This window comes from Methylocapsa polymorpha (genome assembly GCF_045689225.1).
GTDB lineage: Bacteria > Pseudomonadota > Alphaproteobacteria > Rhizobiales > Beijerinckiaceae > Methylocapsa > Methylocapsa polymorpha.
This window is the reverse complement of record NZ_CP136862.1, coordinates 2,144,605-2,171,428: the sequence shown is the minus strand read 5'-3', so window position 1 is coordinate 2,171,428 and position 26,824 is coordinate 2,144,605. Positions and strand designations below refer to the sequence as shown.

The 26,824-nt window shown below is 61.3% G+C and carries 22 protein-coding genes and 1 pseudogene; 10 read left to right on the top strand and 13 right to left on the bottom strand.

Annotation, left to right across the window (positions count from 1 at the left end; all coding sequences use genetic code 11):
• Positions 1-9: 9 nt before the first annotated feature.
• Positions 10-726, bottom strand: a complete 717-nt coding sequence (locus RZS28_RS10000; protein ID WP_407337624.1) for a protein-L-isoaspartate O-methyltransferase family protein — start codon at positions 724-726, stop codon at positions 10-12.
• A 312-nt stretch (positions 727-1,038) separates the two neighbouring features.
• Here RZS28_RS10000 and RZS28_RS09995 point away from each other — a divergent pair, with 312 nt between their 5' ends.
• Complete coding sequence (locus tag RZS28_RS09995) at positions 1,039-1,602, top strand: DUF4337 family protein (RefSeq protein WP_407337623.1); 564 nt, start codon at positions 1,039-1,041, stop codon at positions 1,600-1,602.
• An 87-nt stretch (positions 1,603-1,689) separates the two neighbouring features.
• Here RZS28_RS09995 and RZS28_RS09990 read toward each other — a convergent pair.
• The 3 genes and pseudogenes from RZS28_RS09990 to RZS28_RS09980 all read right to left on the bottom strand — a co-directional run bounded on the left by RZS28_RS09990 (position 1,690) and on the right by RZS28_RS09980 (position 4,423).
• Positions 1,690-2,189 (bottom strand): annotated as a pseudogene (locus tag RZS28_RS09990) (hypothetical protein).
• A gap of 163 nt (positions 2,190-2,352) precedes the next feature.
• A complete protein-coding gene (gene tsf, locus RZS28_RS09985; protein WP_407337622.1) occupies positions 2,353-3,285 on the bottom strand; it encodes a translation elongation factor Ts in 933 nt (310 codons plus the stop codon).
• Positions 3,286-3,400: 115 nt separating this feature from the next.
• A complete protein-coding gene (locus RZS28_RS09980) occupies positions 3,401-4,423 on the bottom strand; it encodes a 30S ribosomal protein S2 (RefSeq protein WP_407337621.1) in 1,023 nt (340 codons plus the stop codon).
• Between the two features lie 272 nt (positions 4,424-4,695).
• On the opposite strand from RZS28_RS09980, the gene RZS28_RS09975 reads away from it, so the two are divergent.
• The 5 genes from RZS28_RS09975 to RZS28_RS09955 all read left to right on the top strand — a co-directional run bounded on the left by RZS28_RS09975 (position 4,696) and on the right by RZS28_RS09955 (position 9,846).
• Entirely contained in the window at positions 4,696-5,730 is a 1,035-nt protein-coding gene (locus RZS28_RS09975) for a P63C domain-containing protein (protein ID WP_407337620.1), read from the top strand.
• A gap of 47 nt (positions 5,731-5,777) precedes the next feature.
• Positions 5,778-7,265: an FAD-linked oxidase C-terminal domain-containing protein gene (locus RZS28_RS09970; RefSeq protein WP_407337619.1), complete on the top strand. Its 1,488-nt coding sequence runs from the start codon at positions 5,778-5,780 to the stop codon at positions 7,263-7,265.
• A 304-nt stretch (positions 7,266-7,569) separates the two neighbouring features.
• Entirely contained in the window at positions 7,570-8,511 is a 942-nt protein-coding gene (locus RZS28_RS09965) for a transporter (RefSeq protein ID WP_407337618.1), read from the top strand.
• A gap of 131 nt (positions 8,512-8,642) precedes the next feature.
• Positions 8,643-9,002, top strand: coding sequence for a cupredoxin domain-containing protein (locus tag RZS28_RS09960; protein WP_407337617.1), 360 nt, complete (start codon positions 8,643-8,645; stop codon positions 9,000-9,002).
• A gap of 10 nt (positions 9,003-9,012) precedes the next feature.
• Entirely contained in the window at positions 9,013-9,846 is an 834-nt protein-coding gene (locus RZS28_RS09955) for an FTR1 family protein (protein ID WP_407337616.1), read from the top strand.
• 140 nt (positions 9,847-9,986) lie between these two features.
• Here RZS28_RS09955 and RZS28_RS09950 read toward each other — a convergent pair whose 3' ends face one another.
• The 3 genes from RZS28_RS09950 to dnaE all read right to left on the bottom strand — a co-directional run bounded on the left by RZS28_RS09950 (position 9,987) and on the right by dnaE (position 15,064).
• On the bottom strand, positions 9,987-10,877 hold the full coding sequence (locus tag RZS28_RS09950) for a polyphosphate kinase 2 family protein (RefSeq protein WP_407337615.1): 891 nt from the start codon (positions 10,875-10,877) through the stop codon (positions 9,987-9,989).
• A gap of 98 nt (positions 10,878-10,975) precedes the next feature.
• A complete protein-coding gene (locus RZS28_RS09945; RefSeq protein ID WP_407337614.1) occupies positions 10,976-11,578 on the bottom strand; it encodes a glutathione S-transferase family protein in 603 nt (200 codons plus the stop codon).
• Positions 11,579-11,605: 27 nt separating this feature from the next.
• Positions 11,606-15,064, bottom strand: coding sequence for a DNA polymerase III subunit alpha (dnaE, locus tag RZS28_RS09940; protein WP_407341095.1), 3,459 nt, complete (start codon positions 15,062-15,064; stop codon positions 11,606-11,608).
• Between the two features lie 292 nt (positions 15,065-15,356).
• On the opposite strand from dnaE, the gene RZS28_RS09935 reads away from it, so the two are divergent.
• Positions 15,357-16,256, top strand: coding sequence for a cupin-like domain-containing protein (locus RZS28_RS09935; RefSeq protein ID WP_407337613.1), 900 nt, complete (start codon positions 15,357-15,359; stop codon positions 16,254-16,256).
• A gap of 184 nt (positions 16,257-16,440) precedes the next feature.
• On the opposite strand, the gene RZS28_RS09930 is transcribed toward RZS28_RS09935, so the two are convergent.
• The 5 genes from RZS28_RS09930 to RZS28_RS09910 all read right to left on the bottom strand — a co-directional run bounded on the left by RZS28_RS09930 (position 16,441) and on the right by RZS28_RS09910 (position 21,038).
• Positions 16,441-16,713 (bottom strand): hypothetical protein, encoded by a 273-nt coding sequence (locus RZS28_RS09930; RefSeq protein ID WP_407337612.1) that lies wholly within the window; start codon positions 16,711-16,713, stop codon positions 16,441-16,443.
• Between the two features lie 142 nt (positions 16,714-16,855).
• Entirely contained in the window at positions 16,856-17,626 is a 771-nt protein-coding gene (locus tag RZS28_RS09925; RefSeq protein ID WP_407337611.1) for an amino acid ABC transporter ATP-binding protein, read from the bottom strand.
• 12 nt (positions 17,627-17,638) lie between these two features.
• On the bottom strand, positions 17,639-18,784 hold the full coding sequence (locus RZS28_RS09920) for an amino acid ABC transporter permease (protein WP_407337610.1): 1,146 nt from the start codon (positions 18,782-18,784) through the stop codon (positions 17,639-17,641).
• A gap of 2 nt (positions 18,785-18,786) precedes the next feature.
• Complete coding sequence (locus tag RZS28_RS09915) at positions 18,787-19,914, bottom strand: amino acid ABC transporter permease (protein ID WP_407341094.1); 1,128 nt, start codon at positions 19,912-19,914, stop codon at positions 18,787-18,789.
• A gap of 110 nt (positions 19,915-20,024) precedes the next feature.
• Complete coding sequence (locus RZS28_RS09910) at positions 20,025-21,038, bottom strand: amino acid ABC transporter substrate-binding protein (RefSeq protein ID WP_407337609.1); 1,014 nt, start codon at positions 21,036-21,038, stop codon at positions 20,025-20,027.
• Between the two features lie 214 nt (positions 21,039-21,252).
• On the opposite strand from RZS28_RS09910, the gene metC reads away from it, so the two are divergent.
• Positions 21,253-22,440: a cystathionine beta-lyase gene (gene metC, locus RZS28_RS09905; protein WP_407337608.1), complete on the top strand. Its 1,188-nt coding sequence runs from the start codon at positions 21,253-21,255 to the stop codon at positions 22,438-22,440.
• A 140-nt stretch (positions 22,441-22,580) separates the two neighbouring features.
• Here metC and RZS28_RS09900 read toward each other — a convergent pair whose 3' ends face one another.
• Entirely contained in the window at positions 22,581-23,012 is a 432-nt protein-coding gene (locus RZS28_RS09900; protein WP_407337607.1) for a response regulator, read from the bottom strand.
• A 321-nt stretch (positions 23,013-23,333) separates the two neighbouring features.
• Here RZS28_RS09900 and RZS28_RS09895 point away from each other — a divergent pair, with 321 nt between their 5' ends.
• Both RZS28_RS09895 and RZS28_RS09890 read left to right on the top strand, forming a co-directional pair.
• On the top strand, positions 23,334-24,470 hold the full coding sequence (locus RZS28_RS09895; RefSeq protein ID WP_407337606.1) for a sensor histidine kinase: 1,137 nt from the start codon (positions 23,334-23,336) through the stop codon (positions 24,468-24,470).
• Positions 24,471-25,129: 659 nt separating this feature from the next.
• Entirely contained in the window at positions 25,130-26,821 is a 1,692-nt protein-coding gene (locus tag RZS28_RS09890; RefSeq protein ID WP_407337605.1) for a hypothetical protein, read from the top strand.
• Positions 26,822-26,824 lie beyond the last annotated feature (3 nt).

The window sequence follows — 26,824 nt, the reverse complement described above, 5'->3', positions numbered from 1 at the left end:
TGCAGTGCGTCAAGAAAACGTGAATTCCTCGGCTTTACGGAAAGCGTCGAGGACCGGAGCTGACGCGTCGAACAAAACGCGATAGCCGGTCGCGCCATCGATCCTTTCGTAGCGCACGGCCTTGCTCGCCCCGCCAGTCGGATCGTCGGGCTGGCGCAGGACGGCGACCAAGCGACCGCCCTCCCTCAGCTGCGCGAGAAGCTGGTCGAGATTGGCCTCGACCGCGCCATTGACGACGATGACGTCGAAGGGCGCCTCCTTGGGCGCTCCTTCCGCAAGCGGCCCCAGCAGGGCGCGAACCCGCGCGAGCCCGAATCCGTCGAGATTGGCGCGGGTCGCCGTCAACAAGGCCGGATCGGATTCGAGCGCGACCACGGCGCCGGCGAGACCCGCGAGGAGCGCAGTCGAATAGCCGGTCCCGGGCGCGACATCGAGAACCTTGTCGCTCGCAAGCACACCCGCGCCTTGAATGAGGCGGGCGAGGACGAGCGGCGGCAGGAGCGTTCTCGCTTTCGCGCCGGGCTCGCTCGCCCTTGCCTGCAGGCTGGCGTCCGAATAGGCGAGCGCCGCAAGGTCTTCTGGCAGAAACTCCTCGCGCGGGACCTCGAGCAAACGCGTGAGGAGCGTTTGGTCGGTCACGTCGAATGTGCGGATCTGACAATCGACCATTGTGCGTCGGAGAAAGGCGGAATCCGGCAGGAGACCGGCGATGCTCGTATCCGGCATGTTCTTCGAAATCCTCATCCGGCGGGCGCTCAGAAGGCGGTCCCGCAATGCGGCAAGCTTATAGGTCGAACGCCTCGCCCTGTCCATTGCAGCGCTGGCCCGTCCGCCGCAATCGGGTCGGGACGGCGGACAAGCCGGGCAAAGCGGCTCCGGAAAGAAGAATTCAATCGATGGTCGAGCATGCGCGACCAAATAATTTCCGTTCTCGCCTCGCCTTTGAATAAGCAGATTTTCTTTCGACGACCCACCTCACGGATGGCGAGAAAATGCTCTATGACGCGCCTCGAAACCTTTGCAGGAGGACACAGGCTCATGACGGACTCTCCGACCGAGCATTTCGAACACGCGGAACACGCCGAGCATGTCGCGCATCTGGGCGATTCCTTTCTCACGAAAGTGTCGATCACGATCGCCATTCTCGCCGTCGTCGCGGCGACCGTCGGCAGTCTGGAGACGATCGAGACGGCGGCGACCATAGGCGACAAGAACGCCGCCGTGCTCTTGCAGAACAGAGCCACGGACAATTGGAATTTCTATCAGGCGAAGAGCATAAAGAAGAACCTTTACGCCATCGCCGCCGCGCAAGGGGGCGCCGCGGCCGACGACTTCAAGAAACAATCGCAGCGTTATGGCGAGGATGAAAACGAGCTATTCGCCAAAGGCCAGGCGCTCGAACATCAAACCGAAGAAAAGCTGAACGACAGCGAGCGGCACGAGCATCGCCATCACATCCTGACGGTCTCCGTGACCTTTCTGCATATCGCCATCGCGATCGCGACGATCTCGATCATCATCCGTGGTCGCCGCTGGCCATGGCATACGTCGATCGCGCTCGGCCTGGCCGGAGCCCTTGGCGCGGCCTACGCCTATCTTTGACTCGCGAGGAACGCCCGCCGCGATATGAGCGCGAGCCCTGCCCTTCCTCTTTTCGTCCCGCGCCGGCGCGACGACTCGGCTCGCCCGTCAGCCTTTCAGGCGCTTGTTGCATTCGCTGTAATAGCCGCCGCCCTTCTGAATCCATTTGAGGCCGCCATTGGCGTTGGTCGCCTTATTGGCCTTATATTGGTCGAGGCAGGTTTTCTGGCGCGCAACGCCCGGCTTCTCATTCGCGTAGGATGGCGAAATGGCGGTGGGGAACACGGCCGCGCTAGGGGCCGGCGGCGGCGCTATGGTCGCAGGAGCCGGTTTGAGCGGATTGGCCGCAGCAGGCGCGGCGCGGCGGCTGCCGGCGGCGTTGCGGCAGGGGCAGCCTCAGGGGCCGCAGCCTTAGCCTCGGCCGCGCACTGGCTGTAAAACTGCGGCCAAGCTTGGCCGTTCAAGGTCCCAGCCGACTTGGCGGCCTGGTATTTGGCGCTGCATTGCTGGCGAACCGTTTGGGCCGGCGCTTGCCCCACAATCGCCAGGCTGAAGCAGACCGAAACCGCTGCGACGCCAATGAGCGAACAAGCAGAACGAAATGTCATGGGAACCCTCCGTCGTGATGGACGCGAATCAACGCGAGGCCGAAGCGTTTGGCTCGAACTTCCCGCGAAACCCGACAGAGGTCAAATATGACGGAATGGCGCGGACCGCCCCCCGCATCGCGCCAGCCGCGCATGAAGCGCCGCCGCAATGGCGGCGCCTCGTTCAGGCTTGGCCGCCAGCCGCCGCAGCGACTTCGGCCGCGAAATCGGTCTCTTGCTTTTCGATTCCCTCGCCGAGCGCGTAGCGCACGAAGGCTTTCAACGTCACCGGCGCGCCGGCGGATTTTTCCGCCTCCTTGACCACTTGGCCAATGGTCTTGCCGGCATGCTCGGCATGGATCGAGGGCTGATCCACGAGGCAGACTTCCTTGTAATAGGATTTCAATCCCGATTCGATGATCTTTTCGAGAACATGCGCCGGCTTGCCCGCGTTCTTGTCGGCGAGCACGGCTTTCTCCCGCTCGACGACCGCCGGATCGAGGCCAGACGAGTCAAGCGCAAGCGGATTGGCCGCCGCGACATGCAGGGCGATCAGGCGTCCGAGAGGGCCAAGCGCCACGCTGTCGCCGGTCGACTCCAACGCGACGATGACGCCAATCTTGCCGAGCCCGTCGGCGACCGCATTATGAACATATTGGCCGATAGCGCCTTGGCTGACATGAACAGCGGCGGCGCGCCGGAGGGTCATGTTTTCGCCAATCGTCGCGATGGCGTTGGCGATCGCGTCTGCGACTGTGCCGCCGCCCGGGTAATGCGCGCCCTTGATCGCCTCGACGTCGGTCAGGCCTTTCTCGACGGCGACCAGCGCGATCGTGCGCGCGAGCGCCTGGAACTCCTCGTTCCGCGCGACGAAATCGGTCTCCGAATTGACCTCGATGACGACGCCGTCATTGCCATGAACGGCGACCGCGACGAGCCCTTCCGCCGCGACGCGTCCGGACTTTTTCGCCGCCCGCGAGAGGCCTTTCTTGCGCAGCCAGTCGATGGCCGCCTCGATGTCGCCCTCGGTCTCGGTGAGGGCCGCCTTGCAATCCATCATGCCGGCGCCGGTCTTCTCGCGAAGATCCTTCACCAGCGCGGCCGTGACGCTCGCCATTCTCGTTTTCCTTCAGGTTCCGGCAGGCTTGCCCTATCGCCCGCCGTCAAATCGGCTCGATTTCGAAGCGTTTCAATGCGCGACCGACTCCGCCTTACGCGCAGAGCGACGCCGGTCAGGCGGCTACGAGGCCGCGCGCGTGATTGACCCAGCCGTCGCGCTCGATACGGCCGCCGAGCTTAAGGTCGCGATCGACCTTGGCGGCGTCTTCCGGCGTCATCGAGCCGATCTGCCAATAGTGGAAAATCCCCGCGTCATTGAGCTTCTTGACGATCTGGGGACCGATGCCGGGCAATTTGGCGAGATCATCCGGCGCGCCGCGCGGCGCGGTGAGAAGCTCGAAAACCGCCGCCGGCGCCTCGTAAGCCTCGCCGATGGCGGCGCTCTCGGCGGGCAGTTCCTCGGCGACAGGCTGCTCGGCTTCGCCGAAATCGATCCCGGCCCCGCCTTGGCTGCGCGAAATGCCGTCGATCGCAGCGCGGGCGATAAGATCGCAATAGAGCGTGATGGCGCGCCCGGCGTCGTCATTGCCCGGAATCGGATAGGTAATGCCGTCGGGATCGCAATTGGTGTCGAGGATCGCCGCGACCGGAATATGCAGGCGCGCCGCCTCCTTGATCGCCAATTGCTCCTTATTGGTGTCGATGACGAAGATGAGGTCCGGCGTGCCGCCCATCTCCTTGATGCCGCCCAAAGCCTTTTCGAGCTTCTCGCGCTCGCGGGAAATCATCAGGCGCTCTTTCTTGGTGAGGCCGGACGCGCCGCCGCTCAAAAGCTCGTCCACTTTGCGCAGGCGCTGGATCGAGCCGGAAATCGTCTTCCAGTTGGTCAGCATGCCGCCGAGCCAGCGCGAATTGATGTAATATTGCGCCGACCTGTGCGCCGCGTCGGCGATGGCGTCCTGGGCTTGCCGCTTGGTGCCGACAAAGAGCACGCGGCCGCCTCTCGCCACCGTGTCGGACACGGCTTTCAGCGCCTGGTGCAGCAATGGCACCGTCTGGGCGAGATCGATGATATGGATATTGTTGCGGGCGCCGAAAATATAGGGCTCCATCTTCGGGTTCCAGCGATGCGACTGGTGGCCGAAATGGGCTCCCGCTTCGAGGAGGCCGCGCATGGTGAATTCTGGCAAAGCCATGGTCTATGTTTCTCCGGTTGAGCCGCCGCGGAGCGATATGGACCTTTCGCCAATGGGATGAACCACGACAAAAAGCCACCGGGAGCGGCCCTTGAAGCAGGGTCGCGCGATCCGCGTGTGGAATGGGCGCGCTTATACGGCGGGCCGAACATGAATGCAAGGCTGGGGCGTCGAAGGTCCGCCCACCGAATTGCGAACGTGGCTCGGCTTACTTGCATTTAATCCATGCAAGCATACGCTTGCATGACCGAATCGCAAGCAGGACGTCGCGAATGGACAGGAAGGATCAAAGCAAGATAGCGGGTGCGCTGGCTCGGGCAAATTCGCTGAGTTCGGAGGATCGAAGCGCTATCGCTAGAAAAGCGGCTCTCACCCGGCACGGGAAAGGACTACCGCGAGCAATTGCTGAAGGTATACTGCCGTTGGGAGATCTTAGACTTGCCTGTGCGGTTTTGGATGACGCAGAGAACACGCGCGTCCTCACACAAGAAGGTTTTCTAACCGCCATCGGAAGAGCTGGAAAAGCAAAGGGAGGTGAAGGAGCCTCAATAGACGGAAAGCCGGCATTCCTACGGGCAAAAAACCTAGAGCCATTTATTACCGATGACTTAATCGAGTCGACAATTGCGCTGGAATTCATTCCGTTAAGGGGTCCAGGGTATCAGGGACGCGCTTTTGGCTATCGCGCAAAGATTCTACCGGGCGTTTGCTGGGTTTATCAAGACGCATTGGTTGCCAATGCACTTGTCACATCGCAACAGCACATTGGTAAAGCGTGCAAAGCCTTGCTTAAGGCTCTGACTGATCACGCAATTGATGACCTTGTTGACCAAGCGACTGGATTTGCGGATCTTCGCAAACAGCAAGCTATCAATAGAATTCTTGAGAAATACGTGCGCCGGGATGCCTTACCTTGGGTTAGAATGTTTGATATCGACTTTTACCGCCTTATTTACCGACTTAATGGTTGGCCCTTCGACCCAGAAAAAACTGCACGGCCCGGAATTATTGGTCATTGGACTAACGATATATACGATCGGTTGGCACCCGGCGTGCGGCCTGAATTACATAATCGCGTTAAAAGAAATGCAAACGGACGCCCAACACAAAAATTAACTCAATATCTGACGCCTGAAGAGGGGAAGCCAAGATTAAGAGAACTATTGGAGGGTGTAAAGGCCCTCATGAGGGTATCCAAGGATTGGAAGGACTTTATGTTGAAAATGGACCTCGCTTATCCACGTCTCAATGATACCTTACAATTACCATTTGAGCGGGGACTTATAGAAATAACCAAAAGGGTTTGAGCTGGTTGTTAACGCCACCTACCAATTGACGGAAAGATGCGGACGACATGAAACCCATGGACCTCGACCGCGACAGTCTCACGAGGCGCAGCGAAATCGTCGCCGCCTTGCGCGAGATCGTTCCGGGCGAGGGCGTCGTCGCGACCGAGATCAGCCGGCGCGCCTATGAAAGCGACGCCCTGACCGCCTACCGCGCTCTGCCCATGGTCGTGGTTCTGCCGGAGACCGTCGCGCAGGTCCAGGCCGTCCTCGCCTATTGCCATAAGTATAATGTGAAGGTCGTGGCGCGCGGCGCCGGAACCTCGCTCTCGGGCGGCTCGCTGCCGCTCGAGGACGGCGTTCTCCTTTCGATGATGAAGTTCAACCGGGTGAAGGAGATCGACTTCGACAACCGCGCGGCCGTCGTCGAGCCGGGCGTCGCAAATCTCGCGATCACCCGCGCGGTCGAGCATCGCGGCTTCTATTACGCGCCGGACCCCTCCTCGCAGATCGCCTGCTCGATCGGCGGCAATGTCGCGGAGAATTCCGGCGGCGTCCATTGCCTGAAATACGGGCTCACCACCAATAATGTGCTGGGCGTCGAGATCGTGCTGATCACCGGAGAGGTCGTCCGGCTCGGCGGCAAGCATCTCGATCAGGCCGGCTATGATCTGCTCGGCCTCGTCATCGGCTCCGAGGGCATGCTCGGCGTGGTCACCGAGGTCACGGTGCGGCTGCTTCGCGCGCCGGAGACCGCCCGCGCCCTGCTGATCGCCTTCGAGTCCTGCGAGGCCGCCGGCGGCTGCGTCGCCGACGTGATTGGGGCCGGGATCATTCCGGGCGGCATGGAGATGATGGACCGGGCCGCGATCGCGGCGGTCGAGGAATTCGTCCACGCCGGCTATCCGGTCGACGCCGAGGCGCTTTTGATCATCGAGCTCGATGGGCCGCCGGTGGAGGTGGATCATCTTGTCGGCCTAGTCGAGGCGATTGCGCGAAAGCGCGGCGCGACGCATTGCCGGATTTCCAGCTCCGACGCCGAACGCCTCGCCTTCTGGGCCGGACGAAAGGCGGCCTTTCCGGCGGTCGGGCGCTTGTCGCCAGACTATTTCTGCATGGACGGCACGATCCCGCGCAAGGAATTGCCAAATGTGCTCGCCGGCATGGGCGAGCTTTCGCAGCGGCATGGGTTGCGCGTGGTCAATGTGTTCCATGCCGGCGACGGCAATCTGCATCCGCTCATTCTCTATGACGCCAACAAGCCGGGCGAACTTTTACGCGCCGAAGAGTTCGGGGCCGACATCTTGCGCCTCTGCGTAAAAGTCGGCGGCGTGCTGACCGGCGAGCATGGCGTCGGAATCGAGAAGCGCGACCTGATGCCGGAAATGTTCAACGAGATCGATCTGAAGCAACAGATCCGCGTCAAATGCGCATTCGACGAGAAGCATTTGCTCAATCCCGGAAAAGTCTTTCCGGTGCTGCATCGCTGCGCCGAGCTCGGACGAATGCATGTGCATGAGGGTAAACTGGCGTTCCCGGATATTCCGAGGTTTTAGAGCTTGGTCATAGGTCAGTGCGACCTTGGTCTGCTTTGAGTCAGACGCCGTGAACGACGCGTGCCGCCATAGTTCTGGCCGCCGATGATTCTACGTCAGCGTTAGAGCGCATTGCTAAAGGCTACAAGGTTAGACCCGATATAATCAAGAACAGTTCTCCAAGTAAGTAAACAATGACCTGCCCCGCAAAGCGGATTTAGAATCTGTCTAAACAGGGAAATACTTCTTGTGAGGGAGTTTCGTTTGCGCTTATTTAGCAATTCGATCACGTAAGGTTGATTGCTTGCAAACGGGAGCCTTTCGCGTGTTTCATCTTTGTCTGCAGACGCGCGCCGGCGCCGCTTGCACGAGCCTCGTCCTCTTGGCGGCTTTAATCTGCTCGCGGCCTGCGCGTGCGGAGGAGGCGTCGTCCACGGCGCAAGAGGCTCCCTTGCCTGCAATCGATCCGTTTCACGAACTTGAAACCAAATATATATTCGGCTTCACCGAGGGCAGCGACATCGGCGCAGAAGGCGAAAAAGCGATCGAATTCGAGACGACTGGGGCCTTCGGCATGCGCGGCGGATCATTCAACGCCATCGAGCAGGAGGTGGAGTTCGAAGGTGTGCCGACCCAATTTTTCGGTTACGAGTTGAGCGCCCATGGACTGGCGCAGTCGGTCAACAATGTCGACGGCCTGACCAATTTTCATAACGTCAACTTCAGCGGCCTTTCGGCGGAGTTCAGATTTCTTCTCCTCGATCGCGGCCCAAGCTCGCCGATCGGCTTGACTGTTACGGTCGGCCCGGAGTGGGCGCGCGTCGATGGCGTCAGCGGCGTGTTGACGAGAGATTTTAGCGCTACATTCAAAGCCGTCGCCGACACCGAGCTCATTCCCAATCGGCTCTACGCGGCCGCCAATTTGATTTATGAGCCCGACGTCAGCAGGACGTTCGGCGACGTCAGATGGCAGCAGGGCTCCACACTCGGCCTGACGGCCGCAATGGCCTATCGCATTGCTCCAAAAGTGACGCTGGGCGGCGAATTGCAATATTATCGGGCGTTTGACGGCTTCGGCATGCAATCCTTCCTCGGCAACGCGCTTTATGTGGGACCAACTTTGCATATCCAGTTCACCGGCAAGATCATGCTGGCCGCCGCATTTTCGACGCAGATCTCGGGACACGCGGCGGGAGAGGGCCGCTCCATGGATCTCACGAATTTCCAGCGTAACCTCGCCAACCTTAAGCTTGAGTTCGAATTCTAAAGCGCGACCCACGAAGATTGCGAAGTTTTAGGGCGAGATCTTGCGCAAGACCGCTAGGTCGACGACGCGGCCCATTTCACGTTGACGCTCTCTTGCTTTAGCGGCTTGCCCGGCGGTTCCAGGAGTTGAAAATGAAGCAGCCTGCCTCGAAAAGACATGCGGCCCGCGTTTGCGCTCTGGCGATCGGTCTCCTCGCCGCCGCCGCTCCGTTTGCTTGGGCCGAAGAGGGCGCGACGGTGCGCCTGTCCATCAAGGATCACCGGTTCCAGCCGACGGAACCGCGGGCGCCTGCTGGCAAGGCGATCACGATCGAGATCAGGAACCTCGACCCGACGCCGGCGGAGTTTGAGAGCAAAACCTTGCGCGTCGAGAAAGTGGTCGCCGGCGGCGGCGCGATCACCGTCCAAATTCGTCCGCTCGCGGCGGGGCGGTACAGATTTTTTGACGATTACCACGAAGACACGACCGAGGGCTTCCTGGTCGTGCAATGAGAAGACTTCAATGCTTGGCGCATTAATTATCGTATTTCGGGAAGTCATCGAGGCCGGCATTATCGTCGGCATCCTGCTTGCGGTGACAGAGGGCGTTCCTGGCCGCGGCCGGTGGATCGCTGCGGGCATTGGGGCCGGCGCCGGGGGCGCCGCGCTCCTGGCTGTCTTTGCGGAACAGATCTCCAATGCTTTGGCGGGCATAGGCCAGGAACTGTTCAATGCCGGCGTTCTCACCGTCGCCGTCGTCATGTTGGCTTGGCACAACATCTGGATGGCGCGGCATGGTCGTCAGCTCGCGACGCAAATGAAGGAAGTCGGCGACGCCGTGGCGAAGGGCTCGCGCTCGCTCGCGGCGGTCGCGATCGTCGTCGCCGTCGCAGTGCTTCGCGAGGGCTCGGAGATCGTGCTGTTTCTCTATGGCTTGGTGCTCGCGGGCGGCTCATCGGCCTGGGGCCTTATGGCGGGCGGGATCACAGGCCTCCTGCTTGGCTGCGGGGTCACCGCCTTGACCTTTTTCGGGCTGGTCAAGATCCCCGCCCGCTATTTGTTCGGCGTCACAACCGTTCTCATCACCTTTCTCGCCGCCGGGCTTGCCGCTCAAAGCGTCGTTTTTCTTCAACAGGCCGGGATCGCAACCGCCTTGGAAGAGACCGTTTGGGATACATCCCGCATTTTGTCAGATAGTAGTTTGCTAGGCCGGGTGCTGCATACGCTTGTCGGCTACACCGACCAGCCGTCCGAAATGCAGCTTCTCGTTTACGCGCTCACTCTCATCGTGATCTTCGGCCTGACGAAGGCGTTCGGACCGTCCCGGCAAACAAAGCCGCCCGCGTTCATCAGATAGGCAATCCAAAGCGCCTACGCCGCACTTTTTAAATAAGCCATGTTTCCAATCTCATCCCCGCCGCGTCGATCGCCTTGGCGGGGCGAGGGGCGGGGCGAGCGAGGCAACGGTCCACAATCGGCGCGCAAGGCCAGGCGCGATCAGCTCTCCGGGCCCTTGCGCTTCAACTTGTCCTTCGGCTTGGCCGGGCGAGAGGCGCGTTCCATATCCGAGGCCGAGAGGCCGAGCGCTTGCTTCGCCTCCTTGAGCAGATCGGGGTCGATCGGGCGCGGCTCCAGCGAAACATCCTCGCCTAGCCGGTCCGCAAGGATGCGAAACGCCGAGATCCGGCCGTAAGGCTTGTCATTCGCCGGAATCAGATGCCATGGCGCATGTTTCGTCGTGGTTTCCTCCATCATGTCCTCGATCGCCGTCTCATAGTCCGGCCAGCGGGCGCGATTGCGGAAATCTTCATAAGAGAGCTTCCAGCGTTTCACCGGATTGGCGAGCCGGTCGCGGAAACGGCGCACCTGCTCGTCGGGGGTGATATGCAGGAAAAGCTTGACGAGGCGGATTCCTGAGTTGGTCAGCGTGCGCTCGAACTCATTGATCTCGCGATAGGCGCGCCGCCATTCCTTGTTGGTCGCCAGGCCTTCGACACGCTCAACCAACACGCGGCCATACCAGGACCGGTCGAAGACGACGATCTGCCCGTTCTGCGGCAGGCGGCGCCAGAAGCGCTGAAGGTAATGCTGGGCGCGCTCATGCTCGTCGGGCGCGGCGATCGGATGCACCTTGAAGCTGCGCGGATCAAGGGCCCATCCGAGGCGGCGAACGAGGCCGCCCTTGCCCGCGGTGTCCCATCCCTCGAGCACAAGGAGCGCTCGCTCCGAGGTCCCAAGATAGGCTTGCTGGATAAGCTGTAGCACTTCCTGCAGCGACGCGAGCCGCCGCTCGTAATCGGCGAACTCCATCTTGGGGTGTTCGGTTATGTCGGCGAGCCGCGGGCGGCGCGTGACGACGAAACTTTGAGACTCCATTGCTTGAGGCATGTTCGAAACCGCCTGAATGTCTGCAATCGGGATTACGAGCCGCAGCGGTCGAGATCGTCAATTTCGCATGGACTTTCGGCGGCCCCGCGACGCCCGGTTCAAGCCCCCGCCGCCTCGATTGCCTTGGCGCGCTGGAGGGCGGGGCGGGCGAGGCAGCGGTCCACATAGGCGCGTAACGCCGGGCGGGTGGGAACAAGCTTGAAAATATCGATCCCGAAGTGAAGATCGAGGCCGATCATGACGTCGGCCGCCGAGAATCTTTCGCCGAGAAGCCAGGGACCCGGCTGAACCGCCGCTTCAAGAACGTCGAAGACGCGGTCGAACTCGCCAAATCCCGCCGCCTCCGACCTGATCGAGACGTTGGCGGATTTCGCAAGAAAGGCGGCTTCAATGCACCCCGGCGAGAAAAACAGCCATTGCAGATAGCGCCCGCGCGCCGGATCGCCGGGCGGCGGCGCGAGGCCGGCGTCGGGATAGGCCTCGGCGACATAGGCGCAAATCGCCCCCGACTCGGCCACGGCCACCGGCCCGTCGGTCAGCGCCGGCACCTTCGCCATCGGATTGATCAGGCGATATTCCGCGCTTTTTTGCTCGCCAGCCATGAGGTCGAGACGCACGCGCTCGTATTGTGCGCCCGCCTCCTCAAGGACCCAAAGCGCGCGCAGGGACCGCGTTCGCGGCGCCCAGTAAAGCTTGATCATGGCGTCCTCCCAAGCCTTCGCCGAAACTCACACATGCTCGACCGCGACGATTCCGGGAATGGCCTTGAGCGCCCCGGCGATTTGCGGCGAGACCAGATATTTGCCTGGAAGCTTCACTTCGATTTCGCCTGCACCCGTCAATAGGATCAGCGCCACATCTCCGTCGCCTCTGGCGGTCAGGCGCTGCGCAATGTGTCGAAGCGGATTTTCATCGCGCAGAAAAATCCGCAAGCCCTTCTGCACCCGGCTCGCGGCGAGGTCCAAAGGCTCGGCCGAGACGATGCGGGCGCGCACGTCCTCCCCTTCGACATTGGCTTGCAGGCTCAGCAGAACCGCAGCGCCTTTTTCGAGCAGGTCGCGATATTGGTTGAGGCCTTCCTGGAACAGGATCGCTTCATATTGGCCGGAGGGGTCCGAAAGCTGGACGATCCCCATTTTCGAGCCCGACTTGGTGCGGCGTTCGTGCCGGTCGAGCACCGTTGCGGCGAGCCGTCCGGCCGAGGCGCCTTGCTTGATCGCGCGGACGAAATCCGACCACCGCTGGACTCGCAAACGTTCGAGGATCGCCGCATAGGCGTCGAGCGGATGGCCGGAGAGAAAAAATCCGACCGCCTCGAACTCGCGGCGCAGTTGCTCGGCAAGCGGCCAAGCATCGGTTTTCGGGAGCGGAAGCGGGTCCTCGGCCTCGGCGTCAAAAAGCGCGGCCTGGCCGGCGCGGCGCTCCTCCTCGCGGCGATGCGCATAGGCGAGAACGGATTCGATCGCGCCAAAGACGCGCGCCCGGTCCGGCTCCAGCTCATCGAATCCGCCGGCGGCGGCGAGGCTTTCGAGCATGCGTTTGTTGACGTCGCGCGGATTGAGTTTTGACGCGAATTCCGTCAGGTCGCGGAAGCCCGCTTTCGTCCGCCCTGCCCTGCCGCCACGCATCGCCGCAAGCGCCCGCGCCTGCGCTTCGCCGACGCCCTTGACCGCGGAGAGCGCATAGCGAATGGCGGGTTCGCCCGAAACCTCCGCCGGTTCGAAATCCGCCCCCGATGTCTGAACCGAGGGCGGCGCGATCTTGATGTTCAGCCGGCGCGCCTCATTGCAGAATTCGGCGAGCTTGTCGGTGTTGGATTTGTCGAGCGTCATCGATGCGGCGAGAAACTCGACCGGAAAATTGGCTTTGAGATAGGCGGTCTGATAGGCGATCAGCGCATAGGCGGCGGCATGGCTCTTGTTGAAGCCATAATCGGCGAATTTGGCGAGAAGGTCGAAAATTTCATCCGCATTGGCCTTGGTCAGGCCGTTCTCGACCGCGCCCCTGACGAAGCGATCGCGCTGGGCGTCCATCTCGGCCTTGATCTTCTTGCCCATGGCCCGGCGCAGAAGGTCCGCCTCGCCGAGCGAATAGCCGGAGAGGAGCTGGGCGATCTGCATCACCTGCTCCTGATAGATGATGACGCCGAAGGTTTCCTTCAGGATCGGCTCGATCCTGGGATGGATGTAATCGGGCTTCTCCTCGCCGAGCTTCACCGCGCAATAGGTCGGGATGTTCGCCATCGGTCCCGGCCGGTAGAGCGCGACGAGGGCGATAATGTCCTCGAAACGGTCGGCCCGCATCTCGACGAGCGCCTTGCGCATGCCGGCGCTTTCAAGCTGGAACACGCCGACCGTCTCGCCGCGCCCGAGCATTTCATAGGTCTTCTTGTCGTCCAACGGGATCTTCGCGAGATCGATCTCGACATTGCGGCGGGCGAGAAGCTTGACGCAGGTCGAGAGCACCGTCAGCGTCTTGAGGCCAAGGAAATCGAATTTGACGAGCCCCGCCGGCTCGACCCATTTCATGTTGAATTGCGTCGCCGGCATATCGGACTTCGGATCGCGATAGAGCGGTACGAGCTCCTCGAGCGGCCTGTCGCTGATGACAACGCCCGCCGCATGGGTCGAGGCGTTGGAGTAGAGCCCTTCGAGCTTTTGCGCGATCTGCAGCATCCTCGCCACGCGGGGCTCGGACTCGGCGGCTTCCTTCAGGCGGGGCTCGGATTCGACCGCTTGCTTCAGGCTGATGGGAGCGGCCGGATTCTGTGGCACCAGCTTCGCCAATCTATCGACCTGCCCGAGCGGCATTTCTAGGACGCGGCCGACATTGCGCATCACGCCGCGCGCCAGAAAAGAGCCGAAGGTGATGATCTGCGCCACCTTGTCGTCGCCATAGCGGCGCCGGACATAGGCGATGACCTCGTCGCGCCGGTCCTGGCAGAAGTCGATGTCGAAATCCGGCATCGACACGCGCTCCGGATTGAGGAAGCGCTCGAACAGAAGGCCGAAGCAGATCGGATCGAGATCGGTGATCGTGAGCGCATAGGCGACGAGCGAGCCGGCCCCGGAGCCGCGCCCCGGCCCGACCGGAATGTCCTGCGATTTGGCGTATTTGATGAAATCGGCGACGATCAGGAAATAGCCGGGGAATTTCATCTTCATGATCACGTCGAGCTCGAAGGCGAGCCTTTCGCGATAATCCCCAGGCGAGACGCCCGGCGCCGTTCCATGCGCGGCGAGGCGCATCGCGAGGCCGGCCTCGGCCTCGATGCGCAATTCTTCCGCCTCGTCCTCGCCGGCGCTCGCGGCGGTAAAGCGCGGCAGCATGGGCTTGCGCGTCAAGGGCCGATAGGCGCAGCGCAGCGCGATTTCAACGGAGTTGCGCGTCGCCTCGGCAAGATCGGCGAAAAGGGCGATCATTTCCGCCCGCGTCTTGAAACCATGCTCGGGCGAAAGCTGGCGCCGTGCGCCGTCGCCGACGACCGCGCCCTCGGCGATGCAGATCAGCGCGTCATGCGCCTCGTAATCGGCGGCGGCGGCGAAATAAGCCTCGTTCGTCGCGACGAGGGGCAAGGACCTCCGGTAGGCGAGGTCGAGAAGGCGCGGCTCGATCTCGCGCTCGGAGGCCAGGCCATGGCGCTGGAGCTCGAGATAGAGACGATTGGAAAAAAGCCGCTCCAGCGCCGCTGCGCGGGCAAGAGCGAGTTCCGGCCGGGCGTAAGCGAAGGCCCGGTCGAGCGGGCCGCCCGGCCCCCCGGAAAGCGCAATCAGGCCATCCGTTCGCCCTTCCAAGCGGTCAAGGCGGACATGCGGGAGATCGCCCGGCGCCGGATCGAGCCAGGCGCGAGAGGCGATATGCATGAGGTTCAAGTATCCGGCGGCGTCCTTTGCGAGAAGAACGAGTTCCGCGCGGCCTGCGCCGCTCTCTTCGCCGCGCGGCGCCATCGCCGCGCCGTCATTGAAGTCGAGCGTGACCTGGAGGCCCGCGATCGGCTGGACGCCTTCCTTGGCGAGCTTCTCGGAGAATTCCAGGGCGCCGAAAAGATTGTTGCTGTCGGTGATCGCCAGCGCCGGCATTCGATCCGCGACGGCGAGCTTGGCCAGCGCGGCGATCGACATAGCCCCTTCGCGCAGCGAATAGGAACTGTGCACATGAAGATGGACGAAGCCGACATCGCCCGGGATGCGGCCTTGCGCCTCGCGGTTTGGTTGTCCATAAGGCGGCGTTACGGCATTCACGCGTGCATCCCCGGAGCCTTGAGACGTCAGCTTTATAAGCCTTTCCGAAGAGGTCGGCGACGCAATATCGTCATGTCACGACTCGAGGCGATTGATCATCCACAAGTTGTGGGCGAGGCCATGAGAGCCCCGGGCGTCGCAGCAGTTTCAGCCCGATGCGAGACGTTTTGCGCAATGGCTAAATTTGACGCCTGATGATTAAAACAATACCACACGTGCTGTGTAATGAGAGCAAATCATGCAGACGCAGATCACCCCTTCTTACCGAACGGCGCCGTCAGCCGGACAATGGGCCACGGTCGATCCGATCGAGGACTGCCGCCTCGCCCTCCACAAGAATGCCTTTCGCGTGGTTCATCCGCTCGCGGAGCATCCGCTGTTTTCGCTCGACAAGCTGATCTCCGTCGCGCAAGACGCGGCCAAGCGGCCGGGCGATCTTTATATGGACGCAGGAGATCTAACGCTCGCCGACACATGGGGATCGGTTCCGCCGCCGCAATTGCCGGTCGCCAAGGTCATCGAGCAAATCGAGACGGCGAAAGCCATGATCGTCCTGAAGCATGTCGAGGTCGATCCGGCCTACAAGGCCGTGCTTGACGACTATGCTGATTTCGTGTGGCGCGTCGCCGGGGCTGACGGCGCCAAGCTTCTGCGGTCGCCGGAGATGCTGGTGTTCATCACCTCGCCGCACCGGAAGACCCCCTATCATTTCGACGCCGAAGTGAACTTTCTTGTCCAGCTTTACGGATCGAAGGATCTCTGGGTGTGCGATCCCCTCGACCGGAGCGTCACCACCGAGCAAGAGATCGAGCGCTATTATGCGGTGTCGATTTCGGCCGGGATCTACAAGCCGCTCGCCGAGGAGCGCGCCACGCATTTCACCCTCGATCCGGGAGAGGCGGTTCACATTCCGACCCATGCCGCCCATTGGGTGAGGAACCGCGATAATGTGTCGGTCTCGCTCAGCCTCAATATGGAATTTCCCAACTGGCTGCAGGCCGACGTGCATCGGGCGAACCATTATCTGCGCCGGCTGGGCCTCGCGCCGCACCCGCCTGGAGGCTCCATCCTCATAGACCGCAGCAAGGCGGCGGCGATTGACGCGTTGCGGTCGGTTAAGCGCCTCGTTCGCCGCTGACCGCGTCGGGCCGGATGTTTCAGGCCGCCGCTCATGACGCGCCCTTGAATAGAGACGCCCGGTTGGCTCAGGGAATAAAAAACCCCGGCGCGCGCCGCGCGTCGGGGTTCGCTTTCTGGGGTCGGCCGAGTGGGAGGGGCTCGGCCAGACGTCTTTAGGCGTCCAGGCTTACGCTTGCCTGTCGTTACCAATAATAATAGGAGCGACGCAACCACCAGGGTCGATAATAGCCATAGTAGGGACGCCACCCCCAGCGGCGCCACCCGGGGACCCAACGGCAGCCGCCGTATGGCCCGCAGATCCAACGGACGTTCTCGACGCCAGATCCGGCGTCCGTCTGCGCCAACGGCGCCGGACCGAGTCCATTCATCGGCATAGCCGAGGCGGATGAGGCCCCAAAACCAAGGCCGCTGAGGCCAAGCCCGACGGCCAAAAGCAATATCGCAATAATCCTCATGATGTCCTCCACCGTTCCGGCCACCCTTCGGCCGGATCGAAATTCTAGGACGATAAAAATCAGACTTCCGTGCTGAAGCTCATATGAAAAATGGGTTCATCCGTTATTCAACGCGTGAATCGAAAACCCGTTCCCAATCTGGTTATTTAAGAATCTGGCCGAGAAACAGTCTTGTCCGCTCATGCCGCGGATTGGCGAAAAACGCCTCTGGACGGTTGATCTCGACGATCGCGCCGGCGTCCATGAAGATGACCCTGTCGGCCACCTGCCGGGCGAAGCCCATCTCATGCGTGACGCAGAGCATTGTCATGCCCTCTTTTGCGAGCGCGATGATCGTCTCCAGCACTTCCTTGACCATTTCGGGATCGAGCGACGAGGTCGGTTCATCGAAAAGCATGATCTTGGGATTCATGCAGAGCGCCCGCGCAATGGCGACGCGCTGCTGCTGACCGCCCGAGAGCTGGCCCGGATATTTATCCGCCTGCTCGGGAATTTGGACCTTGCCGAGGTAATGCAAGGCAAGCGCTTGCGCTTCCGCCTGCTCCATCTTGCGCACGTGAATGGGGGCGAGAGTGCAATTTTCGAGAATGGTCAGATGCGGAAACAGGTTGAAATGCTGGAACACCATGCCGACCTCGCGGCGCACTTCGTCGATGCGGCGCAGGTCCGCCGTCAACTCGGTTCCTTCGACGAAGATCCTGCCGGTCTGATGCGCTTCGAGACGATTGATGCAGCGGATAAGCGTCGATTTGCCGGAGCCGGACGGCCCGCAAATGACGATCCTTTCACCCTGTTCAACAGTAAGGTCTATGTCGCGCAGCGCATGATAGGCGCCGAACCATTTGTTGACCCCAATCATCTCGATCGCGGGTTTTTCCGCGCCAGGCGTCAAGTCGGAAATGAATTCCTCCATCGTTTAGCGCCGTCAGCGCTCGCGCCCACGCGCGAGCCTCCGCTCGACGAAAAGCGAATAGCGCGACATGCCGAAGCAGAACACAAAATAGAAAAGCGCGGCGAAGACATAGCCCGTCGCGGTTATGGTCGGACCAGCCCAGACCGGATCGAGGCGCGCCGAATCGACCGTTCGCAAAAAATCGAAAATGCCGACCACGGCGACCAGGGTCGTATCCTTGAAAAGGCCGATGAAGGAATTGACGATTCCCGGAATGACGTGACGCAGAGCCTGCGGCAGAATGACGAGGCGCAGCGTCGGCCAGGCGCGCAAGCCGAGAGCCGCCGCCCCTTCATACTGCCCTCGCGGGATCGCCTGCAGACCTCCGCGCACCACCTCGGCCATGTAGGCTGAGGCGAATAGCGCGACGCCGATCAGGGGCCGCACGAGGCGATCGGGCGCAAGGTTCTCCGGGACGAAGAGCGGCAGCATCGTATTGGCCATGAACAGAACCGTGATCATAGGCACGCCGCGCACAAATTCGATGAAGCCTGTGCAGGCGAGGCTCAGCGCGGGCAGGGTCGAGCGCCGCCCAAGAGCCAAAAGCACGCCGAGCGGCAAAGAGCAGACGATGCCCACCGTCGCGACGAGAAGGCTGACGAAAATGCCGCCCCATAAACTGGCGTCGATTTGCGGCAGGCCGAGGCTCGGCGCGCCATGGAGCAGGACGAAGGCGAGGATTGGATAGATGAAAAAGAACAAGATCGCGGCGAGGCGGCGGCCGGGCGCGTCGAGCCAGAGCAGCCACGCGATCAACGCCGCGCCGACAAAGAGCGTCAGATCGACCCGCCAGCGCTGCTCGAGCGGATAGGAGCCATAGGTGAAATAGGGCAGCTTTTGCGCAATGAAGGCCCAGCACGCGCCAGCCCCCGGCGCCCGGCAAAGCGCGCCGTCGGGAGCGGACCAGACCGCGTCGAAAATCAAAAATCGGAGCAGAGGCGGCAAGGCGAAACCGACGAGCGCCAAAGCCGCGATGGTCAGCAGGCTTGCGCGCCAGCCGTTGAACAGATTTGCGCGGAGGGCTGCGACGACGCCTTGCCCGGAGGGCGGCGGCGGGCGGGACGGCGCGGGTCTTTGCCGGACAAAGACGGCGCCGCGACCAAGCGTCTCGCCCGGCATCGCTAGCGCTCCACCAAGGCGAAGCGGCGGTTGTAAAGATTCATCGCCAAGGAGGCGAGAAGCGAGATCGCCAGATAGACCGCCATTGTGATGAAGATCACTTGCACCGCCGCGCCGGTCTGATTGAGGACCGTGCCTGCGAAGACTTGCACGAGATCCGGATAGCCGATGAAGACCGCGAGCGATGAATTCTTGATGAGATTCAAATATTGGCTCGTGAGCAAAGGGACGATGACGCGCATGGCTTGCGGCGCGACGACCAATCGAAGCGCCAATGCGCGCGACAGGCCGAGCGCCGCCGCCGCCTCGCTCTGCCCACGCGGGACCGCCTGCATGCCGGCGCGCACGACCTCGGCGATGAAGGCTGCGGTGTAGAGGCTGAGACCCAAAACCAGCGCGACGAACTCCGGCAGAAGCCTTACCCCGCCGACAAAGTTGAACCCTTTCAGCTCCGGGAGGGCGAGGCTGATCGGCCGCCCGGCGAGGACGAAAGCCGCGACCGGCATGACTAAGATCAGAATTGCGGCGGCGACGCCAAGCCGCAAGCCTGCGCCCGCTCTCAGCCTTCGCGCCCGCGCAAGACGCTGCGCCACAATCGCGGTGGCGACGCTTGCAAGCAGGGCCGCGACGACCCATGGAGCGCCGGGGCCAAACACGAGTTCGGGCGCAAAGAGGCCGCGATTGTTGAGATAGGCGCCGAAGGGCAAGGCGTAGGATTCGCGCGGCGCCGGCAGGGCCTTCAGCACCGCGTTATACCAAAACAGAAGCTGCAGGAGCAGCGGCACATTGCGCAAGGATTCGACATAGACCATCGAGAATCGGGCGACGGCCCAGTTTTTCGAAAGCCGGGCGACGCCAACCGCGAAGCCTGTGATCGTCGCCAGCACGAGCCCGATGGCCGAGACGAGGCAAGTGTTCAAAAACCCGACGAGGAAGGCGCGGCCATAGGTCGACGTCGCCGAATAGCTGATCAACGATTGGTTGATGTCGAAGCCGGCGACATTGTCGAGAAAGCCGAAATCGGTCGGTATGCCGCGCGCCTGCATATTGGCCCGGACGGCGACGATCGCCTCGAACAGCAGAAACCCGAGGCCCGCCACGAACAAGGCCTGATAGATCGCGCTGCGAATGGCCGGATCATACCAGAAGGAAGGCCGGACGCGTCCGGGCCATTGCTCCCGGCCCGGCCCGCCCTCGCCGGGCGTCAAGGGCGCCGCGACGCGCGCCACGCGGTCGAACCCTATCGGATCGGCGGCGCGTAATGCAGGCCGCCTTTCGTCCAAAGCGCATTCACTCCGCGCTTGATCTTCAAGCTCGAGCCCTCGCCGAGGTTGCGGTCGAAACTTTCACCGTAATTGCCAACGAACTTGACGATGCGATAGGCCCAATCCCCGGTGAGGCCCAAAGCTTCGCCGAAATTTCCTTCAAGGCCAAGCAGGCGCTTGATCTCGGGATGTTCCGACTTCGTCTTTTCATCGACATTTTTGGACGTGACCCCGAGCTCCTCCGCGTCGATCATCGCGAAATTCACCCATTTAACGAGGTTGAACCATTGATCGTCGCCTTGCCGCACAACTGGCCCCAAAGGCTCCTTCGAGATGATTTCCGGCAGGATGACAGAATCGTCCGGATTGGCGAGCTTCGGGCGCTCGGCGTAAAGCCCGGAGGAATCGGTTGTGTAGGCGTCGCAGCGGCCGCTGTCATAGGCTTTGCGCGCTTCGTCGGCCGTGGCGAAATTGACCGGCTCGTAAGTCATATTGTTGCCGCGGAAGAAATCGGCGAGATTCAATTCCGTGGTCGTGCCCTGCTGGACGCAGACCGAGGCGCCGGACAGCTCCAAGGCCGAAGTCAGGTTCAGCTTTCTGCGCACCATGAAGCCCTGGCCGTCGTAATAATTGATTCCCGTAAAGAGGAAGCCCTGACCCACCTCGCGCGAAAGCGTCCAGGTCGTGTTATGCGCCAGGACATCGACCTCTCCCGATTGCAGGGCGGTGAAGCGGTCCTTGGCGCTCAAGGGAAGGAACTTTACTTTTCCCGCGTCATTGAAGATCGCCGCGGCGACGGCGCGGCAAAAATCGACGTCGAGGCCGACCCAATTGCCTTTGTCGTCCGGCAGGCCGAAGCCGGCGAGGCCCGGGTTCGACCCGCAGACCAAATATCCGCGCTTCTTCACCTGGTCGAGCGTGCCCGCCTGCGCGACGGCCGCAATGAGAACCAGACTGGCGGCGAGCGCCAAGGCGTTCCTCTTGAGCATGTAAGACGATTCCGAAATGATGCGCCGATGCGCGTCGGGAGCGCGGCGATTGCCTGGAGCGCAGCCGCGCGCGGGCGCAGGTTGAGGCCTTTGATCTATCCGGTCAAGGGGCGAGTCTTCGCCGCCCGGACATCCCGTTCCCGTCATGGGCTTGACGAGGGGAGCATCAAAACCCCAGTTTGCGGCGCACATAAGACAGACTGGATGCCCGCGCATGACCGAGACGACGCCCGAAGACCGCAAGCGCCTCAAGGCCCGGACAAAGCTGATCCACGCGGGCCGCCGCCCCTCCGAGCAGCACGGATTTGTGAATACGCCGATCTATCGCGGCTCGACGGTGCTTTTTCCGACCCTCGACGACCTCTCCAAGCGCAATGCCCGGTTCAGCTATGGAACCCAGGGAACGCCGACGACCGAAGCGCTGGAAACTGCGTGGACGGAGCTTTCCGGCGCGGCGGGAACCGTCCTCGCGCCGACAGGCCTCGCAGCGATCACGCTCGCCCTGCTCGCGGCGGTAAAGGCCGGCGATCACATACTCGTCACCGACTCCGCCTATCGCCCAGCGCGCATTTTCTGCGACACGGTCCTGGCGCGCATGGGGGTTGAGACGACCTATTACGATCCTTTGGTCAGCGCCGGGATAGAGGCGCTGATCCGACCAAATACGAGCGTGATCTTTCTCGAGGCGCCCGGCTCGCAGAGCCTCGAGATGCAAGACGTGCCGGCCATCGCGGAGGTCGCGCGCGCCAAGGGGGTTTGCACGATCCTCGACAATACCTGGGCGACGCCTTTGTTCTTTCCGCCGCATGCGCGCGGCGTCGACATGGCGATCGAGGCCGGCACGAAATATCTTTCGGGCCATTCCGACCTTTTGCTCGGCCTCGTTTCGGCCAATGCGCAATGGATCAAACGCCTGCGCGCCACATTCGACGCTTTCGCCATGTGCGCCGGGCCGGAGGATGTGTTTCTGGCGTTGCGCGGCCTGCGCACGCTTGACCTCAGGCTGCGGGAGGCCGAGCGCCAGGCGCTCGATCTCGCGCATTGGCTCGCCAGCCGCGAGGAGGTCGTCCAGGTCCTGCACCCGGCGTTGCCCTCCTGCCCCGGCCATGCCTTGTGGAAGCGGGACTTCCTTGGCTCTTCCGGGCTTTTCTCGATCCTTCTCGCGCCCTGTTCGACAAATGCGCTCGCCGCCATGCTTGACGGGCTGAAACTGTTTGGCATGGGCTATTCCTGGGGCGGCTTCGAGAGCCTCGTCATTCCATTCGATTGCAGCACTTATCGGACGGCGACAATCTGGAGCCCGCCCGGCCCCGCCCTGCGGTTTTCGATCGGTCTCGAAGACATCGAGGATCTGAAGGCCGATCTCGACGAGGGATTTAAGCGCTTGCGGTCCGTCGCTTGAGCTGAGGCGTTGGATGGAGATGTTGCACGGCTGTAGATTATTTAGCGGCTTGCACGCTTTTGACGCCGCTTTCGAAAAAAGCAGTCACGTAGATGAAGTAGCAAATGACCGACGGCTGAGAAGACGCTTGATCGCCCGCATCAATGATTTCTGTCTTCAGCCTCGCTCCAAGTTGAGCCGCTCGTAGATCTGGCGAGGATCTCGAGAGCGATTTCAAGCAGAGCCTTGGTGTTATTCGGCTTGACGAAGACCTTGTCAGCCCCCGCCTGCATCGCCTCTTCATGAATGGCGGCAGCAGCCGAAGTGGTCAGCACGAAGACCGGCAAATCTTTCAAGACCAGCGAATTGCGGAGAGACCGCAAGAATTTGATCCCATCGAGGCGCGGCATATTCAGGTCGAGAACCAGGACGTCCGGCAACTTCTCCATCATGTCCTGCTGCGAGACGAGAAGAATCGCATCGAGCCCGTTGTCGACATGCTCCCACTGGACCTCGCGGTTCAGACTGAGCTGCGCCCGCTCCAACGCGCACGTAAACAGGAAGACATCGTCCGGATCATCCTCAATGATCAAGACTCTGCACACTCTTTCTTTTATCTCGGCAATCATTCTGGATCACCATCTCTTCGAAAGCCTGGACGTCCGGCCTTCGCCTGGCGGAGCATGCCCGAACGAATAGAGGAAGTGGATAAAGGCGGCGACTGAAGGATACCCTTCAGTTTGATATTTTCTGCGGACGGGCCGACCGTTCGCCGATTTCCTCCGCATCAATAGCACGAAAGGGTTATATATACCACACGATCAGCAGCTCCAAAGCCGCCGCATCTAGCGGCGCTCTCTATGGGAAGGCGCCCCGAGAGCGTGACGCCTGAGCGGCGCGATAAGGAGATCGCGATGAAGCTCCGCGGCATAGACGACGATTGTTTTCATTTGGCGGTGGAGTCCTCGCCAGCAGCCATGATCATGGCCGACAGCGACGGCGTCATTCGATTCGCCAACGCCGAAACCGAACACATGTTCGGCTATGCGAAGGAGGAGCTGATCGGCAAATCGATTGATCTCCTCGTCCCCGCTCCTTTGCGTCACAATCACGCCGCCTTGCGCCGAGGCTTTCTCGCCAATCCCAGCAAACGGCCGATGGGCGACGGTCGCGATCTCAAGGGGACGCGCCGCGACGGGACCGAGTTCCCGCTCGAAATCGGGCTGACCCCGATCGAGACCGGCGCAGGACTGATCGTGCTCGCGATCGTCGTCGACATCACGGGCCGTCGCGAAGTGGAAAACGTCCTGGCGCGGCGTGCGGCCGAGCTAGAGCGGGCCAATGAGAGGCTCGCGCAATTCGCCTATGTGGCCTCGCATGATCTCCAAGAGCCGCTTCGCAAAATTGCAATCTTCTCGAATGTTCTCGACGAAGCCATCGCATGCGCCAATCGGGCGGACATTTTGCATGCGAATACGGTCATACGAACCTCCGCATTGCATGCGCGCGACCTCGTCGACGACCTCCTTACCTTTTCCCGCACGATCAACAGCGAACCACAATTGCAAATCTTCGACTTGCGCGACGCGATCGAATTTGCGCTGACGGATCTATCGGAATCGATCACCGAAACGAACGCCAGGATAAACATCGACATGCCGAGCGTCGCGATCAAGGCCGACCGATCGCAGTTCGTGCGCTTAATTCAGAACATCGTCTCGAACGCGATCAAATATCGCAAACCCGGCCGAGGGGCGAGTGTAGAGATCACGGCCGCTCCCGTGGGTGACACGGCCCACTGCCTGGCGATCGCCGATGACGGAATTGGATTCGAGGAGAAATACGCCCAGGCGATCTTCGAGCCCTTCAAGCGGCTCAATACCAAAGCCGATTATCCCGGCTCGGGAATCGGATTGGCGATCTGCAAGGCGATCGCGGACCGCCACGGATGGCGAATTTCGGTGAGGTCTCAACCTGGCGAGGGCGCGACGTTCTTCTTCGTGCTCCCGACATCGCAACGGGGCTCGGTCGAAAGCGAGCCCCGTTCATAACCAGGCGACGGGCCCATCGCCGATTCTTTGAGATGGACGCCGGCATAAGCCCCCGCGACTTCGGAAAATAGAGAGGTCGCCGTCCGTGCCAGACTCATGTCGTTCATCCAGGTGCTTCAGGATAAAACGCCTTGCGATAATGATAATTTCGTTATATTTTACTCTAACTTCATAATGTTTATAGCGGCCTGATGTTTTGGTCGGCTGACATGATGACAGATCGAGCAACCGCTCCGGTGAAAGACCAGTCGACAGTAAGGTTCAGGCCAAGAGATTCGCTTCCGATGCGACCCTTTGCTTCACGACGTACGGTTAGTTTTTTTCGTAGCCCGACCTGCTAGCCTGCCTGTGTCCGTTCATTCCTTCCTGTATGCGGCGGCATGTCTGATCGTGGCTGCTTGGTGAACGGCGATGCTGCGCGCGAAGGTGATCGTCAATGTCGCGTGCGCAGTAGAGTTTTGACGATCCGCGCGCCTATGCGACGACTCTTGAGCGCTACGCGCGTTGTTGCGCTCGCGCCTCGCGCTAAGGCCCAAGCGAAGACAATTTTAGATGGCTTGCACTGATTTTGATTGTGGCTCGGCGCCGGCGCCGCCGAAGACTTAGACGACCAAACCTGATTGGCCCACGTGACCCGATCTAACAAGGAAATGGCGATTATGTCTTCAGATCCGAGCCCTTTTTCACGGCAAAAGAGCGCAAGCGTGGGGGCGCAGGGCGTCGCCGCCCCATATGTCGCTCGGCTGTTCAATCAGCATGGCCCTGTGAATCGACGCAAAATCCTACAGGCTGCCTCCGGCGGAATCGTCGGCGCATTTTTTGGCGGAAGCTCGGTCAGAGCGGAGGGCTTCTTTTCGCGCCTTTTCGGCTCCTCGGACTCCAACCCCGCGGCGCCACCGGCGGCGGCGCAGCGCGACAACGCCTCCCCCTTCAATGAACTTGGCGATTACCTTTGGTTGACGCCGACCAAGCTCGGCGGCGGCGTGCAATTGCAGGATCTCGCCAGCGGCAAGACGATGGCCTGGATCGAATACTGGAACTATGGCGATAGCTGTCCGATCGCGCATCATCTGGCGGCGTTTCCGTCGCCTGAGCCTCGCAAGGGCTTCGAGTTCGTCAACTCGACCCAAGGCGGCCAGAATGCTCTGATCTATGGAATTCCCAGTCAGTTGCGCGAACATGGAATGCTCGACCCGATCTGGGGCCAGGGCAATCAAATCTATCGCGTCGGCTTCGACGGCCAGCAGATGAACCTTCTGGAGAACATCGCCGAAACGACAGGCATCGGGCTCGGGGTTCACACGGTGATATTTCCCGACGCGTCGGGCTTCTCCGTCTCCGATGGACAGAAAGACATCGTGGCGTTCTTCTCCAGGGCGACAGGAAACCAGAAGACGAAAGTCCTGTCGGCCTTCCGCTTTGATTGGGCCGGCAACGAACCGAATGGCGCCTTGGAGGACAATTGGTTCAAAGGTGGCACGGTCCGCATCACTCAACTTGTCATGGCGCCTGAGACGGGTCTTTATGATTACCGCGGCGTAAAGGGCAACAAGCTTGACTGGGAGATGGTGCCTATGGGCGAATATCTCGCCTACACAGGCCAGTTGCCGGGCGACGCTGTCAAAACCCTCACGGGCTCGGACAATTGCGTGCATCATCCGATCCATCCTCTTTCCCTTGTCACGCTGCGCATGTTCGCCGTCGGCGTCGTGATTGACCGCTCCAGCATGGAGCCGGTTGCTTGCATTTCATCGCCTGAAGGAACATCGAAAGAGAATATTGCGGTCAAGAAAATCGCCGACGGAATCTGGGAGATCAAGCTCGACACTGTGGTGACCTCCGGCCACGAATGCGGTTTTGGCCCGAACGGCAAATGGTTCACCATGACCAACAACACAAGGCAAAACAGCATGGGCGTGTTCAACTGCCTGGATCGAGATCCTCGCAAGTGGACGCGCATCCTGAATTTCAAGGATTCCCACTGGGTCGGATCGACGCCAAGCCCATTCCACATCACTTACTCGATGGACGGCTCAAAAATGTTTGTGTCCGAACTGCATCAGAAGCCCGCCAAGAGCGCGATCGTCGTCGTCGACACAAACACATGGTCGACGATCAAGCGCTTTGAGAACGTCGGCGTCGATTGTCAGACCATGCACGTGACCTATGACGGAAAATATGTGCTGCAGATTTTCAGCGGCTTTCAAAGGCTGGAAGGCGGCACTTTCGTGTTCACCCAGGATACGTTGGAGCCGGTCGGCTATATGCCGAACTTCGGAGGCCACCATGATTGCGTGATCGTGCCGCGCAACAATCAAGAACTGATCCACAGCCGCTGCACCACGGTCTGACCC

Bases quoted from the DNA above. Each gene is read 5' to 3' on its own strand.
- RZS28_RS10000 (WP_407337624.1), bottom strand. From the start codon at position 726: ATGCCGGATACGAGCATCGCCGGTCTCCTGCCGGATTCCGCCTTTCTC.
- RZS28_RS09995 (WP_407337623.1), top strand. From the start codon at position 1,039: ATGACGGACTCTCCGACCGAGCATTTCGAACACGCGGAACACGCCGAG.
- tsf (WP_407337622.1), bottom strand. From the start codon at position 3,285: ATGGCGAGCGTCACGGCCGCGCTGGTGAAGGATCTTCGCGAGAAGACC.
- RZS28_RS09980 (WP_407337621.1), bottom strand. From the start codon at position 4,423: ATGGCTTTGCCAGAATTCACCATGCGCGGCCTCCTCGAAGCGGGAGCC.
- RZS28_RS09975 (WP_407337620.1), top strand. From the start codon at position 4,696: ATGGACAGGAAGGATCAAAGCAAGATAGCGGGTGCGCTGGCTCGGGCA.
- RZS28_RS09970 (WP_407337619.1), top strand. From the start codon at position 5,778: ATGAAACCCATGGACCTCGACCGCGACAGTCTCACGAGGCGCAGCGAA.
- RZS28_RS09960 (WP_407337617.1), top strand. From the start codon at position 8,643: ATGAAGCAGCCTGCCTCGAAAAGACATGCGGCCCGCGTTTGCGCTCTG.
- RZS28_RS09955 (WP_407337616.1), top strand. From the start codon at position 9,013: ATGCTTGGCGCATTAATTATCGTATTTCGGGAAGTCATCGAGGCCGGC.
- RZS28_RS09950 (WP_407337615.1), bottom strand. From the start codon at position 10,877: ATGCCTCAAGCAATGGAGTCTCAAAGTTTCGTCGTCACGCGCCGCCCG.
- RZS28_RS09945 (WP_407337614.1), bottom strand. From the start codon at position 11,578: ATGATCAAGCTTTACTGGGCGCCGCGAACGCGGTCCCTGCGCGCGCTT.
- RZS28_RS09935 (WP_407337613.1), top strand. From the start codon at position 15,357: ATGCAGACGCAGATCACCCCTTCTTACCGAACGGCGCCGTCAGCCGGA.
- RZS28_RS09930 (WP_407337612.1), bottom strand. From the start codon at position 16,713: ATGAGGATTATTGCGATATTGCTTTTGGCCGTCGGGCTTGGCCTCAGC.
- RZS28_RS09925 (WP_407337611.1), bottom strand. From the start codon at position 17,626: ATGGAGGAATTCATTTCCGACTTGACGCCTGGCGCGGAAAAACCCGCG.
- RZS28_RS09920 (WP_407337610.1), bottom strand. From the start codon at position 18,784: ATGCCGGGCGAGACGCTTGGTCGCGGCGCCGTCTTTGTCCGGCAAAGA.
- RZS28_RS09910 (WP_407337609.1), bottom strand. From the start codon at position 21,038: ATGCTCAAGAGGAACGCCTTGGCGCTCGCCGCCAGTCTGGTTCTCATT.
- metC (WP_407337608.1), top strand. From the start codon at position 21,253: ATGACCGAGACGACGCCCGAAGACCGCAAGCGCCTCAAGGCCCGGACA.
- RZS28_RS09895 (WP_407337606.1), top strand. From the start codon at position 23,334: ATGAAGCTCCGCGGCATAGACGACGATTGTTTTCATTTGGCGGTGGAG.
- RZS28_RS09890 (WP_407337605.1), top strand. From the start codon at position 25,130: ATGTCTTCAGATCCGAGCCCTTTTTCACGGCAAAAGAGCGCAAGCGTG.